10 protein-coding genes are annotated in these 14,944 nt (G+C 49.7%); all 10 read left to right on the forward strand.

The window, feature by feature from the left end; genetic code table 11:
* The first annotated feature begins 40 nt into the window (after positions 1 to 40).
* The 10 genes from IDH41_RS20760 to IDH41_RS20805 all read left to right on the forward strand — a co-directional run bounded on the left by IDH41_RS20760 (position 41) and on the right by IDH41_RS20805 (position 14,934).
* Positions 41 to 2,875 carry an extracellular solute-binding protein gene (locus tag IDH41_RS20760; RefSeq protein ID WP_317890787.1) on the forward strand — a complete coding sequence of 945 codons (2,835 nt, stop codon included), beginning with the start codon at positions 41 to 43 and terminating at the stop codon, positions 2,873 to 2,875.
* 17 nt (positions 2,876 to 2,892) lie between these two features.
* Entirely contained in the window at positions 2,893 to 3,849 is a 957-nt protein-coding gene (locus IDH41_RS20765) for a carbohydrate ABC transporter permease (RefSeq protein WP_190864439.1), read from the forward strand.
* A gap of 8 nt (positions 3,850 to 3,857) precedes the next feature.
* Entirely contained in the window at positions 3,858 to 4,727 is an 870-nt protein-coding gene (locus tag IDH41_RS20770; protein ID WP_190864441.1) for a carbohydrate ABC transporter permease, read from the forward strand.
* Between the two features lie 15 nt (positions 4,728 to 4,742).
* The gene (locus tag IDH41_RS20775) at positions 4,743 to 6,209 is read left to right on the forward strand and encodes an NHL repeat-containing protein (protein ID WP_190864443.1); all 1,467 of its coding nucleotides are present in this window, start codon (positions 4,743 to 4,745) and stop codon (positions 6,207 to 6,209) included.
* Positions 6,190 to 6,825: a Yip1 family protein gene (locus IDH41_RS20780; protein ID WP_397328328.1), complete on the forward strand. Its 636-nt coding sequence runs from the start codon at positions 6,190 to 6,192 to the stop codon at positions 6,823 to 6,825. Before IDH41_RS20775 ends, IDH41_RS20780 begins: the two co-directional genes overlap by 20 nt.
* Before the next feature lie 20 nt (positions 6,826 to 6,845).
* On the forward strand, positions 6,846 to 9,401 hold the full coding sequence (locus IDH41_RS20785; protein ID WP_190864445.1) for a DUF5696 domain-containing protein: 2,556 nt from the start codon (positions 6,846 to 6,848) through the stop codon (positions 9,399 to 9,401).
* On the forward strand, positions 9,398 to 10,309 hold the full coding sequence (locus tag IDH41_RS20790) for a carbohydrate ABC transporter permease (RefSeq protein WP_190864447.1): 912 nt from the start codon (positions 9,398 to 9,400) through the stop codon (positions 10,307 to 10,309). The genes IDH41_RS20785 and IDH41_RS20790 overlap by 4 nt, the downstream gene beginning before the upstream one ends.
* Positions 10,310 to 10,322: 13 nt before the next feature.
* On the forward strand, positions 10,323 to 11,267 hold the full coding sequence (locus IDH41_RS20795) for a carbohydrate ABC transporter permease (protein ID WP_190864449.1): 945 nt from the start codon (positions 10,323 to 10,325) through the stop codon (positions 11,265 to 11,267).
* A 288-nt stretch (positions 11,268 to 11,555) separates the two neighbouring features.
* The gene (locus tag IDH41_RS20800) at positions 11,556 to 13,364 is read left to right on the forward strand and encodes a sensor histidine kinase (protein ID WP_190864451.1); all 1,809 of its coding nucleotides are present in this window, start codon (positions 11,556 to 11,558) and stop codon (positions 13,362 to 13,364) included.
* Complete coding sequence (locus tag IDH41_RS20805; protein ID WP_190864452.1) at positions 13,357 to 14,934, forward strand: response regulator; 1,578 nt, start codon at positions 13,357 to 13,359, stop codon at positions 14,932 to 14,934. The genes IDH41_RS20800 and IDH41_RS20805 overlap by 8 nt, the downstream gene beginning before the upstream one ends.
* Positions 14,935 to 14,944 lie beyond the last annotated feature (10 nt).

Here is a 14,944-nt window from a genome sequence, read left to right on the forward strand (position 1 = left end):
AGTGAAATGGATATTTATATTTTTTGTTTTAGGTTTGTCCATATGGGCTGTCTACTCATCTAGTCAAAAAGGCAACGGCGATGTTCAAGCATTTAGCGAGTTTGCAGCGGTAACGGATTCGGATGCAAAAGCCGGATATGGCGCCTATATGAAACGCTACTCGAGCGCAGACAGACCGGCGGCGGAAATCCGAATCGAAGGCGAGCAGTATGCCGCACTCGAAGGGGACGGCTTTGAGCTTGCGGATGGATTTCAAGGACTGAAGGGTCAAGCTGTGTTGACGCCCGAGACGGGCTCGATTAGTTGGAAGGTTCAGGTTGATCAACCGGGTCTATATCATGTTCGGATTCATTATTTTCCTATTGAGGGGAAAAGCTCCGCTATCGAGAGGGAGCTCTCGATCAATCGGGAAGTGCCTTTTCAAGAAGCGGAAATCTTGTTGTTCGATCGATATTGGGGCAATCGCGAAGACGAAATCGAGCGGGACGATCGCGGCAACGATTTGCGCCCGAGGCAGATAGAGAAGCCGGCATGGCAAATCGCGTCCTTTAAGGACAACGAAGGTTACAATGACGAGCCCTATTTGTTTTATTTCGGCGAAGGGGTTCAGACCGTTTCTTTGACTTCCTTGAGGGAACCGATGGCTATCGACTATATCGAGTTATACCAGGAGCCGGTGTCAAAAACCTATGAAGAGCGGAAAGCCGAATATGAAGCTGCAGGAGCTGCAGCCGCTAAGGGTCAATTCATAATGATTCAAGCTGAGGATGCGGCCCTAAAATCTTCTCCAACGCTTTATCCGCTATCCGATCGGTCAAGCCCTGCGGTCACGCCGTACAGCGCTTCCAAAATTCGGATCAACGCGATTGGGGGCCTGAACTGGAAGCTGCCGGGACAGTGGATGGAATGGGAATTCGAAGTGGAAGAGGATGGGTTGTACCAGATTGCGCTAAAGCGCAAACAGGATCAGCTGCGGGGCGTCTATGCGACGCGCAGCATCATGATCGATGGCAAATATCCATTCCATGAAATGAAACGTATGCGATTCAGCTTCAATATGGATTGGCAAACTGATGTGCTGGGTGGAAATGAGCCTTACCTGTTCCATCTGACGAAAGGGAAACATACCATTCGCATGGCGGTTTCGCTCGGCGAGCTCGCTCCGCTTATTGAGACGATCGAATCGAGCGTGCTGAAGCTTAACGAAATGTATCGAAAAATATTGCTAATAACCTCGAATACGCCGGACCCTAACCGCGATTATCAATTGGAGAAGCGTATTCCCGGCATGATCGATGTTTTCCGGGAACAAGCTGGCCATATCCAGGCCGTGGCGGATTATCTCGAGCAATCGACGGGGGAGAGGAGCGATAAAGTCGCCGTTCTTCATACGATGGTAAGGCAGTTGAACGAAATGGCGGAGAAGCCGGAAACGATTGCGAACCGTCTGAACTCCTTTAAGGTGAATGTCGGCGGTCTTGGCACGTGGATGCTGACCGTGCGCGAACAGCCGCTTACGCTCGATTATCTGATCGTCGCGTCTCCGGACAGCAAGCTTCCGAGAGCGAAAGCGACATTGCTCGAGAAAATGAAGCACGAGCTGGGCGCTTACGTCGCCTCTTATACCGAAGACTACGATAGTATCGGCAGTACAGAAGAAAGCGGGCGTTCCGTCACGGTTTGGGTAACGACGGGAAGAGACCAGGCGCAAGTGTTGAAAGCGATGATAGACGACACCTTTACGCCCGAGACGAACATATCGGTAAATTTAAGGCTCGTTCCGGGCGGCATCCTGCTTCCGGCTGTCCTGGCTGGCGAAGGGCCTGATGTTGCCTTGCAGGCCGGCGAGGATCTCCCTGTCAATTATGCGATGAGGAAAGCCGCAGCCGATTTGACTGCTTTCCCGGATTTTGAAGAAGTCGCTGCAAGGTTCCGCGAAAGCGCAATAACTCCTTATAAATATGACGAAGGGGTATATGCGCTGCCGGAGCAGCAGACCTTCCCGATGATGTTCTACCGCAAGGATATTCTCAAAGAGCTGGACTTGGAGCCTCCGAAGACATGGCAGGATGTGTATAACATGATTTCGGTGCTGCAGAAGCACAACATGGAGTTTTATCTGCCGATCGAATCGGCTACGAACAATGCGACTCTCGTTCCGAATGCGGCGTTCGCCATGCTTCTCTACCAGAACGGCGGCGAGTTCTACCAGGACAATGGCATGAAGAGCGCACTCGACTCCGAGATTTCCATGCAGGTTTTCAAGCGCTGGTCGCAATTTTATACGAACTACAAATTTCCGCTGCAAGCGGATTTCGCGAATCGGTTCCGGACTGGCGAGATGCCGATCGGTATTGCCGATTATACAACGTACAATATGCTGACGGTTATGGCGCCGGAGATCAAAGGGTTGTGGGACTTTACCATCGTGCCTGGCACCGAGCGCAAGGACGGATCTGTAAGACATGAGGTCGCCAGCCATACGACCGCGGTCATGATGCTGGATAATGCCGACGACAAGGACGCGGCATGGTCATTCATGAAGTGGTGGACCGACAAGGATACTCAAATCGCTTACGGACGAGAGCTGGAAGGGTTGCTCGGCGAGGCCGCGCGATATCCGACAGCCAACATCGAAGCGCTTGCGCAGCTGCCGTGGCCAATCAAGGATTTCAACAATCTTGAACGCCAATGGCAATGGGTAAGGGGCATCCCTCAAGTGCCGGGCGGGTATTTCACCGGCAGGCATCTGGATAACGCTTTCCGGCGTGTCGTGAACCAGAGCGAGAATCCGCGCGAAGCTCTTTCGGATTATATTTTGTATATTAATGACGAAATCGCACTCAAGCGGCAGGAATTCAATCTGCAGAATTAGTTAGGGGGTGGAAGCCGATGCAAGCAGAAGTAAACCGTCATGCCGCGTCGAGCCTCATCCAGGCAAAGAAGCCGTCACGACTCGCCAATGTTGCCCGAGAGCTTCGGAAAAACAAGCACTACTACTTGCTGATGAGTCCGTACATGCTGATCTTCTTCGCTTTTACGGTCATTCCAGTCGTCATCTCGCTGGCACTCAGTTTCTTTTACTTTAACATGCTGGAGTTTCCGAGATTCGTAGGCTGGCAGAATTACTCCCGGTTGTTCCTGGGCGACGATGTGTTCATGATCGCCCTGAAGAATACGTTCATGTTCGCAGTCGTGACCGGTCCAGTCAGCTATATCGCATGTTTTCTCTTTGCCTGGATTATCAATGAACTGTCGCCCAAGGTCAGAGCGGTTATGACCCTTGTGTTTTATGCGCCGTCCATTTCGGGGAACGTATTCTTTATTTGGCTGATCGTATTTTCCGGAGACAGCTACGGTTATTTGAACGGGTTCCTTATGAGATTCGGTTTTATTCTCGAACCGATTCAATGGCTTTCGAAGGAGCAATATATACTGCCTATTATTATCATCGTCCAGTTGTGGCTTAGTCTGGGCACCAGCTTTCTGGCCTTCATCGCCGGTCTTCAGACGATCGACCGATCGCTGATCGAAGCGGGAGCCGTAGATGGCATCAAGAACCGCTGGCAGGAGCTTTGGTTTATCACGCTGCCGTCCATGCGGCCGCAGCTGATGTTCGGGGCCGTTATGCAGATTACAGGCTCGCTTGCGGTCGCCGATATATCGATCGCGCTAGCCGGATTTCCAAGCGTTAACTACGCGGGGCATACCATCGTAACGCACTTGATGGACTTCGGGACGATCCGCTTCGAGATGGGTTACGCATCTACTATCGCGACAGTGCTCTTCTGCGTGATGATCGGCGCCAATAAGTTGACGCAAAAACTGTTGCGAAAGGTAGGTGAATAAAATTGGTCATGAGGATGCTAGCTGTATTCCGGACCCCCAGGCGGTTGAACCGATCTTTTGCCGTCAGTTTTTTACTCTTCGCGCTTCTTGCCGTTTTCGGCGCGTTTATGGCGCTCCCGCTCATCTATGCGGTCAACAACGCATTCAAGCCGCTTGACGAACTGTTCATATTCCCGCCGCGGTTTCTGGTCAACAATCCGACGCTGGACAATTTCTTCGACCTGTTCGCCCTGATGGGGAGCTCGTGGGTGCCGCTGTCCCGCTATATCGCCAATACTTTGTTTATTACGATCGTCGGGACGGCTGGACATATTCTGCTGGCGTCTGCGGCGGCCTATCCTCTGGCGAAATACCGGTTTTGGGGTTCGGGGACACTATTCTCTATCGTTATTTTGTCGCTGATGTTCTCGGGACATGTTACCGCCATTCCGAACTATATGGTCATGTCCTGGCTCGGCTGGATCAACACGCACGCCTCGGTTATCGTGCCGTCTCTCGCCTTCCCGCTCGGACTGTTCCTCATGAAGCAATTCATGGAACAGATTCCGGATGCGCTGCTGGAAGCGGCCAAGATCGACGGAGCGAACGAATACCGGATTTATTGGAGCATCGTCATGCCGAACGTAAAGCCCGCATGGCTGACGCTTATGATTTTGCAGTTCCCCGCATTGTGGGGGACAGACGGAGGCAACTTCATATATAGCGAGAACCTGAAGACGCTCCATTACACGCTTGGCCAAATCTCTGCAGGCGGCATCGCCCGCGCAGGCGTCGGAGCGGCGGTCGCCCTTCTCTTGATGATCGTTCCGATTACGCTCTTTATCATCTCGCAGAGCAGCGTCATGCAGACGATGGCGACCTCCGGGATGAAAGAGTAGAAAGGATGAGACGCGATGTTGAGCAGCCTATATAAAGCAAGGACATTTGTCCTCACGACGCTCATCTGTTTGCTAAGCATTGGAATGGGAAGCGCGATCGTACATGCCGATGAAACTCCCGCATCCTATAATTATTCCTACTGGGGAGATCCTGTCGCCTCGCCTGCCGCCTATAGGGCAACGGCCATCTTGAATGGCGACATTCTGGGAGCCGGACCATTTAAGGAACCGAACGATATACACGTTACGGCAGACAAGCAAATTTATGTGCTGGACTCGGGGAATAATCGAATCGTGGTAATGGATGCGAGCTTCAAGCCGGTTCGCATCATCGATTCCTTCGATGGGAAGGAGGGGCCAGATAAATTTATGAGCCCGCAGGGCCTGTTTGTAACCGAAGACAAGCATATATACGTCGCTGATACGGGCAATAAAAGAATTGTTCATCTCGATCCGAATGGCGAGCTTGTGAAGGTGATCGAGAATCCTGAGTCCGAGCTATTTCAGGAGAAGTTCCAGTTCCAACCCGCTCGAGTTGTTGTCGATAAGGCCCAGCGGATTTATGTCATGGCTGCCGGCGTATTTGACGGATTTATGGAATTTAACGCTAATGGCGATTTTTCTACGTTCATAGGCGCGAACCGCGTAAGGGTCGACCCGGCAGAGTTGCTATGGAAACGGCTGTCGACCCGCGCCCAGCGGAGTCAGATGGCCATGTTTACGCCAACGGAATTTACGAACCTGGATATTAACGAGGAAGGATTTATTTATGCGACGAACGGCGACAGGTCTGGCGATACGATTAAGAAATTAAATGCCCAGGGGAACGATATTTTGAGGCGAACGGGGTATTTCAGCCCGCGCGGCGACATCGCTGCCATGTCTCAGACGGTCGCTTCGAGACTGATTGACATCGATGTCGCGGACAGCGAAATCTATTCAGTGCTTGATTCCAGGCGCGGACGAATATTCACCTACAACGGCGATGGACATTTCATGTATGTATTCGGCGGTCTGGGCAATCAGCTGGGCGAATTCAATGCGCCTTCAGCCATCGAGCGTGTAGGGGATCAATTTCTCGTCCTGGATAAGGCACTCGGGGAAATTACATTATTCGAGACAACAGAATATGGCCGGACCTTGAACGAAGCCGTGCGAAGCTACTACAGAGGCGATGAAGAGGCGGCCTTCGCCTTATTCCAGAAGTCGATCCATATGAACGCCAACCTGGAATTCGCCTATGCCGGAATTGGCAAAGCGCTGCTTCGGCAAGGGAAATACGCTGAGGCGATGAAATATTTTAAGCAAAGCAAGGATCAGCCGAACTATTCGAAGGCATTCCTGCTCCATCGCAAGGAAGTGCTGCGCGAATACTTTCCAGCGATCATGACCGGCATTGTCTTGATTGCGCTCGGCACAATCGCGTTCAGGAAGCTAAGGCAATGGAAAGGGGGAAGGAAGCGTGCCGCAATTGAACAGTGAACTTCTTAAACATCCATTTTATTTGATTCTGCACCCATTTAACGGCTATTGGGATTTGAAGTATGAATGGAACAAAAAAACGAATTTGATTGTTTCCTTCTCCATCTTGTTCCTCTTGGCCGTAACCAATATTATGAGCAGCCAGTATAGCGGATTCCTCGTCAATATATACAATCCCGCTAACATGAACAGCTTGATGGAGGTTCTGTATGTCCTGCTCCCGGTGTTGTTCTGGTGCGTGGCCAATTGGTCGCTCACGACCTTGATGGACGGAGAAGGGAAGTTTGTCGAAATTTTCACGTCGACCTGCTTTGCTTTCATTCCAATGGTGATCATCCCATTCCCATGGATTTGGTTAAGTAACGTCATCTCGATCCAGGAGACGGGCTTCTATTATTTCTCGCACAGCATCGCCCTTATCTGGTCATTGTATTTGTTGTTCGTCGGGAATATGACGGTTCATCAATTTACACCATCAAAGACGATAGGCACCCTTTTGTTATCGGTTGTCGCCATGGGGTTTCTGGCGTTCCTGTGCTTGCTTTTCTTTAGCCTGATTCAGCAAATCTCATCATTTGCTACAACTATTTACCAGGAAATTGACCTGAGAAGCTAAGGAAGGAGGCATGCGCAGCCATGAATTTGAAAAGATATGCCTTGCTGACTTCGTTGTTCCTCTTCGGAATAATGACTGCTGGTTGTGCGGGCTCCGGTTCTGACAAACAAACGGAGGCAAATCGCTCTGCTGCAGCGGAATTTGTTAAGGGAACGGCTTTGGCCGTTTCCTTCACGGATCCTCGAGTCGCGGATATGAAAGGCGTTGCAGAGAGCAATCGTCTGCAATTATTCGCAGACGATCAGTCGGGAGTTATTGCCGTTCTCGATAAAATAAGCGGAGAAGTATGGTACAGCAACCCGCCGGAGCGAGAATCCGATAAACTCGCGACAGGAATTAACAAGGATTTATTATCCGCACAATTGAAGCTCGATTTCCATAACGCGTTCGGCCAGCTCAGCTCGGTCAACTCCTATACGGATAGCGTCATTCATAAGCAAGTCAGCTTCGAAAACATTCCTAACGGCATCAGAGTGACTTATCAATTCGGAACGGAAGAGAAAACGGTTGACGATATTCCAAGCAAGCTGACGAAAGAACGCTTGGAGGAGCTTAAGGGTAAAGTGGATAAAACGGGCCAGCGCGCGCTGATGATTGCCTACAGAGAGGATACAGACCCTTCTGTGTATGTGCGAAATGATTCTCTGGCCGGGATTCAGCTGAAACGGACTCTCCAGGCACTCGAAGATGCCGGCTATACGGATGAAGATTTCCGGAAGGATCTCGAGGCGCTTCAGCTGGAGCATACCAAACCCGAACCGCGAGTATTCCTTGCCTCGATCGAGTATACCTTGGATGGCGATAGTCTTGTGGTCAAAGTGCCGGCATCCGGCATTCATTATTCAGAAGAGTATCCGATCCACACGATATCGGTTCTTGGTTTCTTCGGCGCAGAAGGAGAGGAGTCAGAAGGCTCCTTATTTGTACCGGACGGATCGGGGGCGCTTATCCATTTCAACAATGGCAAAACCAAGTATCCATCATACGAACAAAGGATCTATGGATCCGATCTAACGATGGAAAGTGTCAAAGACGGCGCCTTGGAAGAAAAAGCCAGAATGCCGGTATTTGGAATGATTCGCAAGGATGGAGCCTTTCTCGGCATTATTGAAGAAGGCGATTCCGTTGCAAGCGTTCATGCAGATGTAAGCGGCAGGTTGCATAGCTATAACTATATTTATCCAAGCTTTTATGTGATCAATAAGGACCAGGTCTCCCTGGACGCGAACGGTCAGGAACGTTCCTTGCCCAGGTATCAAGAGAAACCGACAAAATCGGACTTTACGATCCGTTACGCTTTTCTGAGCGGGGATGAAGCCAATTATTCCGGAATGGCGAAGTACTATCAACAGTATTTGATTAAAAGGCAGGGACTTCCCGAACGGAAGCCGGCAAGCGATTCAAATTCCGGGGATGTGCCGTTTTATTTGCAGCTGATCGGAAGCGTCGGGAAAAATAAGCATACGGTGGGAATCCCTTATAAGGCGCTGGAACCTCTGACAACCTTTAAACAAGCAGAGGATATCGTAAATCAGATGCAGGTGCGCAATATTCGCAATATTAAGCTTCAGTATTCGGGTTGGTTTAATAAAGGACTTGATCATCAGGTTCCGGATCATGTTGCGGTCGATGGAGCTGTAGGAGGGAGCAAAGCGCTTCGGGAATTCATCTCCTTCGCTCGGGACAAGGACCTTTCCTTTTTCCCGGACGTCTACATCGCAGAGGCGCGTACAAGCGATGGCTTCGATGTAACCAAGGAAGCTTCCAGAACATTAAGAGGAGATCCTGCCGCGATCTATCCGATTGAACCGGTCTTGAATCAGCGCGACCGCAGCAAAGCTCCGTCCTATGTTGTATCGCCGCGCTATATTTTGAAAGTTGTGGATTCCATGCTGAAAGATCTTGACGACTATCGTCTTGAAGGGATGTCGCTGCAGGATTTGGGCAGCCGGTTGAATACCGACTATCGGACAAGCCAACAGATCGACCGAACGGAATCCGAAACGATATCGAAAGAGGCGCTGACCAAGATTCGCGATCGGTATCTCGAGATTATAGCCGATGGCGGCAACGCTTATGCGTTTCCGTATATTACGGATATTACGAATGCGCCAATGACGAACAGCGGGTTCAAGATTGAAGACGAAGAAATACCATTCTATCAAATGGTCGTTCGCGGATATATCGACTATACGGGCAAGCCTTATAATCTGTCGACCTTCACCGACATGAACCAGTATGTAATGAAGTCTCTAGAATATGGCTCCGGCGTTTACTTCAAATGGATTCATGAATCGAATGATAAAGTAAAGGATACGGACTACAACGGCTTGTACGCCGTTCATTACGAGCAATGGCTGGAGCAGGCTGCGCAGATCTATGAGAATGTGAATGAAGTTTTGGGCAAAGTGCAGAACCAGATGATGATTTCGCACGAGAAGTTAAGCGAAGGCGTCTTCAAAACCGTTTATGAGAACGGTATCTATGTCATTGTGAACTACAATCGATCAATGGTACAGGCGGATGGCCTAAACGTCGAAGCCGGAGGCTATGTAATGGGTGGTGTGCAAAAATGAAATCCATACTAAAATCTCGCCTGTTGAAAAAGACTTACTCAGAAAAAAAGGCACTATGGGGTTTTCTTTACGTTTTGCCATGGCTGCTTGGATTTATTTTCTTTTTCTTTGTTCCTTTGCTGAGTTCATTGCAATTCAGCTTCAGCAAGATAACGGCCAATTCGGAAGGGATCACGGTTAAATACATCGGATTCGAAAACTACGTGGAAGCCTTGACGGTAAACACAAGCTTCAACCGCGTTCTGACCGAATCAATCGTGAATATCGTGGTCAATATTCCGCTGATCGTCATTTTCAGTTTATTCCTGGCGGTGCTGCTGAACCAGAAATTCATCGGAAGATCCGCTGCCCGGGCGATCTTCTTCCTTCCCGTTATTCTGGCATCCGGCGTTATTATGAATCTGGAGAGCACAAGCCTGGTGCAAGCGATAAGCGATGCAAGCTCAGGGGCAAAGGTCGTTAATTCCTTACAAAGCTTTGAGTTGGAGAAGATGATGCTGCAAGCCGGGGTTAGCGAATGGATCGTCAATTACCTCACAGGTTCCGTTGACCGTATCTATCAGATTGTCAGCCAATCGGGCGTTCAGATTCTGATCTTCCTCGCGGGAATCCAGACCATCTCACCGCAGTTGTACGAAGCCTCCAAGATGGAAGGGGCAACCGGCTACGAGGCCTTCTGGAAGATAACGTTCCCAATGGTCAGTCCGCTTATTCTGGTCAATGTGATTTATACCATTGTTGATTCGGTCTCCACCAACGAAATAACGGACTTGATTCTGGACACCGGTTTTTCTGCCTTTAATTTCGGTCTCAGCTCGGCGATGGCAACGATCTACTTTGTGGCCGTTGCTCTAATCTTGCTGATAAGCACCTATCTGATATCGAGGAAAGTTTTTTATTATGATTAGGGGGGCTGTACGAGTGCGCAATTCCCGACTGCTATCGGTAGAATCCTGGAAAAGGTGGATTTGGTCATTCGTCCGTCTTGTTTTGATTGCAGGGCTGTCGTTTTTGATTTTGTATCCGATTTTGCAAAAAATTTCGACAGCGATTAAAGATAAAGAGGATCTATATTCGCCGATCGTGGTGTGGGTTCCCATCCATTATACTTGGGATAATTTTAAGCAAGCGATCATGATTATGGATTACTGGGAAACATTAGTCAATACCTTTGCGCTGTCGATCTCTACTACAATCCTTACTGCGATATCTTGCGCTTTGGCTGGATATGGATTTGCACGGCTGAAATTCAAAGGAAGCAATCTGTTGTTTGCCGGAGTCATTCTGACCATATTGGTTCCGCCTTCGACGATTCTTATTCCCCTTTATCTCAACCTGAAGGATTTTACGCTGCTAGGGATAGTACCATTGCTTACGGGCAAATCGGCTAATCTGCTGAATACCTACTGGCCATTCATACTGACAGCCTTGACAGCCAATTCGCTGAAGGCGGGACTTTATATTTTTATATTCAGACAATTTTTCCGGGGAATCCCCAAAGAGGTCGAGGAAGCCGCATACATCGATGGCGCAGGGGTCGGGAGGACGTTTTCCCGAATTATGCTCCCGAACGCAATCCCGGCGATTATTACCGTGCTGCTCTTCTCGTTCGTGTGGCAATGGAACGACAGCTTCTTTACGACAACGTATCTGTCATCAGGCAAGGTCATGTCTGTGCAGCTGTCTGCTTTGCCATACAACCTAAATAATATTGTTAGCGGGGGTTCCTCCCAGGCAGATCCTTTCTATCTGAGCATGGTGCAGGATACAGGCATTCTGCTCGCTATCCTGCCGCTTATTATCATTTATTTCTTTGTGCAGCGGTACTTCGTTGAAGGGATCGAGCGCACTGGAATTGTCGGCTAGCCATATCGATAACGCATGACTAGGAGGAAAACCGACAAACTTATCCATTCTAATGTGGCAAAACAAAGTCCGTGGGCTTATTGCGCCCACGGACATTGTTCTTTACGCAGCTCTTTCCTCGACCCTTACTTTTTCAAGGTTGCCCCCCCGTTTACATGGGATATATTGTTTTTTTTATAAGAGTGTTGATGAGGTATAATTTTGATAGGAAAATAATTTCGACTCATCGTAAGAATCTTGATGTAAGCGCCGTCAAAGAAGTACCAAGCATCCGAAAGGAGACCTGGAATGGGAAGCAAGATCCTCGCCGCGGTAAGGAAAACGAACAATATTCGGCTAAAAAACAAGATGATTATTTCCATCGTGGTCGTGGTATTCATCCCGGTACTGCTCGTGGGCAGTATCTTGACGGTTTCCTACCGTCAGAATGTACTAGATCAGGCTACACAGCAAACCATGAACAACGTGGATAAGATCAAGAAGCAAGTAACGGACATTCTTCGGATGCCGATTGAAATATCGAACAAATTACAAGTAGACGACAGGCTATCCAATTTGGTCAATTCCCGCTATGAGACCAAATTCGACATGGTTACAGCCTATTGGGATTTTCGCTATTTCCGGGATTACGTGCAGCTATACAAGGAAATTCATAACATCCGCTTCTATACAGATCCGCCGATGAAGATTAGCAACTGGGACTTTCTAAGCGCAGATGAGTCTGTCAAAAACTCGGAATGGTATCTGGAGGCGTTGGACAAATCCAGTTCGTCCATCAGTTGGCGTTATATCCCTGACGAGACGAAGGACAATCGCCCTTACCTCAGCCTTGTTCGCAGAATTGATTTTCCGCTGTACCGTTCCTACGGAGTGCTGGTCATTGATTTGGATCAGGATGAACTCAATAGAATTCTAAGCCAGGAACCGTTCGATACGATGATTTTCGATTCTAAAGGCTTAATTGTCGCGGCCAAACAACCGCAGTGGGTCGGCCGGAATATCGACAGCATGGATTTCGCCAAGGATCTAAGCGATAAACCGGCTGGCGCTTACGAGTTTGATTATGAAGGGAAGACATCGAAGATTGTGGTGGAGGAGGTGGTTCCGCCATATAGCCGGAACGGGCTCAAAGTCGTTTCGGTCTTTACGATCGACAGCATCGTGAGCGACGCAAACCGGGTCGGCAGGCTGGGATTCAGCATCATTGCGGCCAGCTTGTCCATCGCGCTCGTCCTAGTCTACTTCACCTCCTCTTTTTTGTCCCACAGGCTGCTGCTGCTTAATAGGGTATTGAACAAAGTCTCCATAGGCAATCTGAACGTGAAGTCGGATGTGGATGGAAACGATGAGATTGGCGCGTTATCCAGACAGTTCAACCATATGCTTGCCAGCATCCGGAGCCTGATGGAAGAAGTGAGAGAGTCCCAACTGCAGAAAAACTTGCTGGAGCTGCGGCAGCGCGACATTAAGCTGAAGATGATGGCGAGCCAAATGAACCCGCACTTTCTGTTCAATGCGCTGGAGTCCATCCGAATGAAAGCGTTTGTAAAGGGAGATACGGAGATTTCCAATGTCGTGCATCTCTTGGGGAAACTGATGAGGCGCAGCATTGAAATCGGTGACCGCAAGATCACGCTCAAGGAAGAACTTGATATCGTGCGATGCTATTTGGAACTTCAGCAATTCCGTTTCGACGACGAACGTTTGACCTACAAGCTCCATCTGGATCATTCGGCAAAGAATGTGGAGATTCCCCCGCTCATTATTCAACCTCTAGTAGAAAATGCTGTGATACACGGGCTGGAGGAGATTGAAGAAAGGGGCATCGTAATTATCGATACTCGTGTGGAGTCGGATCGGGTAGTGATTACGGTAGAGGATAACGGGTGCGGCATACCGGAAAACAAATTGCGGGAAATTGAGCATTCATTTCAGGACATCGAAGATGCCGAGGAGCATCGGATAGGACTCCGCAACGTGCATCAGCGCCTTATTCTGACTTACGGAGAAGGATTCGGGCTAAAACTGGAAAGCCCGCCGGGATCCGGTACGCACATAACATTTTCCATACCGTTGGGAGGGAATTTGCATGTATAAAGTACTAGTGGCCGATGACGAACCGGCAATCCGGCAAGGGCTTCTGAAAATTGTCGATTGGGGAGCGCTTGGCTTCTGCGTGGTGGGAGACGTCTCAAACGGAAGAAAAGCGGTTGCCCTCCATCAGGAGCTTTCTCCCGAACTGATCGTCATCGATATCCGGATGCCGCGCATGGATGGTCTTCAAGCGATCCGCGAAATTCGCAAGACGGATAGGGATTGCCAATTTCTTATCCTGAGCGGATACGCCGACTTTGCCTACGCCAAGCAAGCCATCGAGATGGATGTGAGCGGCTATGTGCTCAAGCCGATCGATGTAGAGGAGCTAAGGGAGGAACTGCTGCGCATCCGAGCGAAACTGGATCAGTTGTCAGGTCGCGCAAAATTATCCGAATTCCATGCCGATGCGCTGCGGGAGGAACTTATCCTCAAGTTGATCGCGGCTGATCCGGCAGACGCCCAGCAGCTGGAATGCGAACTGGTACCCTTAACCAGCTTCGCAGGGAAATCCAAGCAAATTCTGTTGGTTGAGGCGGAGGACTTCTCTCAAGCGGGACCTGGATATCTGGAGTCGATTAAGATGAGATGGCTTGAAGCCGCGGAGTCGGAGGGGCTCGGGTACGGGTTTCTGACCGGCATGTATACCGGTTTCCTACTGAAGGAAGACTTGAACCGGCAAGGCGCCAAAAGCAAATGGACCCGGCTTCTGCAAGACGCCTGCGAGCCTGGGCGGGGCTTCACGGCCGCCGCTGGTCGGATTGTCTATGATCTCGCGGATATCCGTCAATCGTACGAGGGCGCCTTGGGATTGTTGAAAGATCGTTTCCTGCTCGACGAAGGACAGATCCACTTGGCGACGGAACACGTCTTGAGCCATTTGGTTGCGGAAACGAACGGGCATGCTCCCCCGGATTTGGAGGCGTTCGCTACCAAGCTGTTCTATATGCTGGATCTCGGCAGATGCGAGGGGGTGGCGGAGACGCTGAAGGAAGCGGGTAAGGCGCTAGCGGCTTACAATTCTTCCGAAACCGCGATCAAGACTAGCCTGGCCCAAGTGTTGTCCGTTGCGCTGAGCAAGCTGGCGGCTCTTCATCCAAGCATCAATATCCAGGATTATGCGCCTCTGCTTGCCGAGCTATATCAGCACACTCATTACGATAAGCTGATGCATGCCGCTCATTCCCAGCTCGCCGAACTGGCGAGAAGGCTGGGTGGGGACGGAAGCCTGCCCGTGGTCAAGCAAGTGATGGATTTTATCCAGCGGCATTATTATGAAAATCTAAAGCTGGAGACGATGGCTGAGATGTACAATTACAACAAAGGCTATTTGGGCAGAATGTTCAAGCAGCATACGGGAGATTCGTTCCATACCTTCTTGGACAAGGTCCGTATTCAGCAAGCGAGCCGGTTACTCAGGGAAGGTAACAAGGTCTACGAGGTTTCGGAGCTCGTAGGTTACCCCAATGTGGGTTATTTCCATAGCAAATTCAAGAAATATGTAGGAGCTTCCCCATCTTCGATCAAAGGGGCTCCTCCCAAGGCTGAGGCAGTTTCATTGGAAACATCATAGTTTTAAAGCG

It is taken from the genome of Paenibacillus arenilitoris (assembly GCF_014705655.1).
Lineage (GTDB): Bacteria > Bacillota > Bacilli > Paenibacillales > Paenibacillaceae > Pristimantibacillus > Pristimantibacillus arenilitoris.

What these genes read in the sequence shown, in the direction of transcription:
- IDH41_RS20765 (WP_190864439.1), top strand. Translation starts at nt 2,893, where the DNA reads ATGCAAGCAGAAGTAAACCGTCATGCCGCGTCGAGCCTCATCCAGGCA.
- IDH41_RS20770 (WP_190864441.1), top strand. Translation starts at nt 3,858, where the DNA reads ATGAGGATGCTAGCTGTATTCCGGACCCCCAGGCGGTTGAACCGATCT.
- IDH41_RS20775 (WP_190864443.1), top strand. Translation starts at nt 4,743, where the DNA reads ATGTTGAGCAGCCTATATAAAGCAAGGACATTTGTCCTCACGACGCTC.
- IDH41_RS20785 (WP_190864445.1), top strand. Translation starts at nt 6,846, where the DNA reads ATGAATTTGAAAAGATATGCCTTGCTGACTTCGTTGTTCCTCTTCGGA.
- IDH41_RS20790 (WP_190864447.1), top strand. Translation starts at nt 9,398, where the DNA reads ATGAAATCCATACTAAAATCTCGCCTGTTGAAAAAGACTTACTCAGAA.
- IDH41_RS20800 (WP_190864451.1), top strand. Translation starts at nt 11,556, where the DNA reads ATGGGAAGCAAGATCCTCGCCGCGGTAAGGAAAACGAACAATATTCGG.
- IDH41_RS20805 (WP_190864452.1), top strand. Translation starts at nt 13,357, where the DNA reads ATGTATAAAGTACTAGTGGCCGATGACGAACCGGCAATCCGGCAAGGG.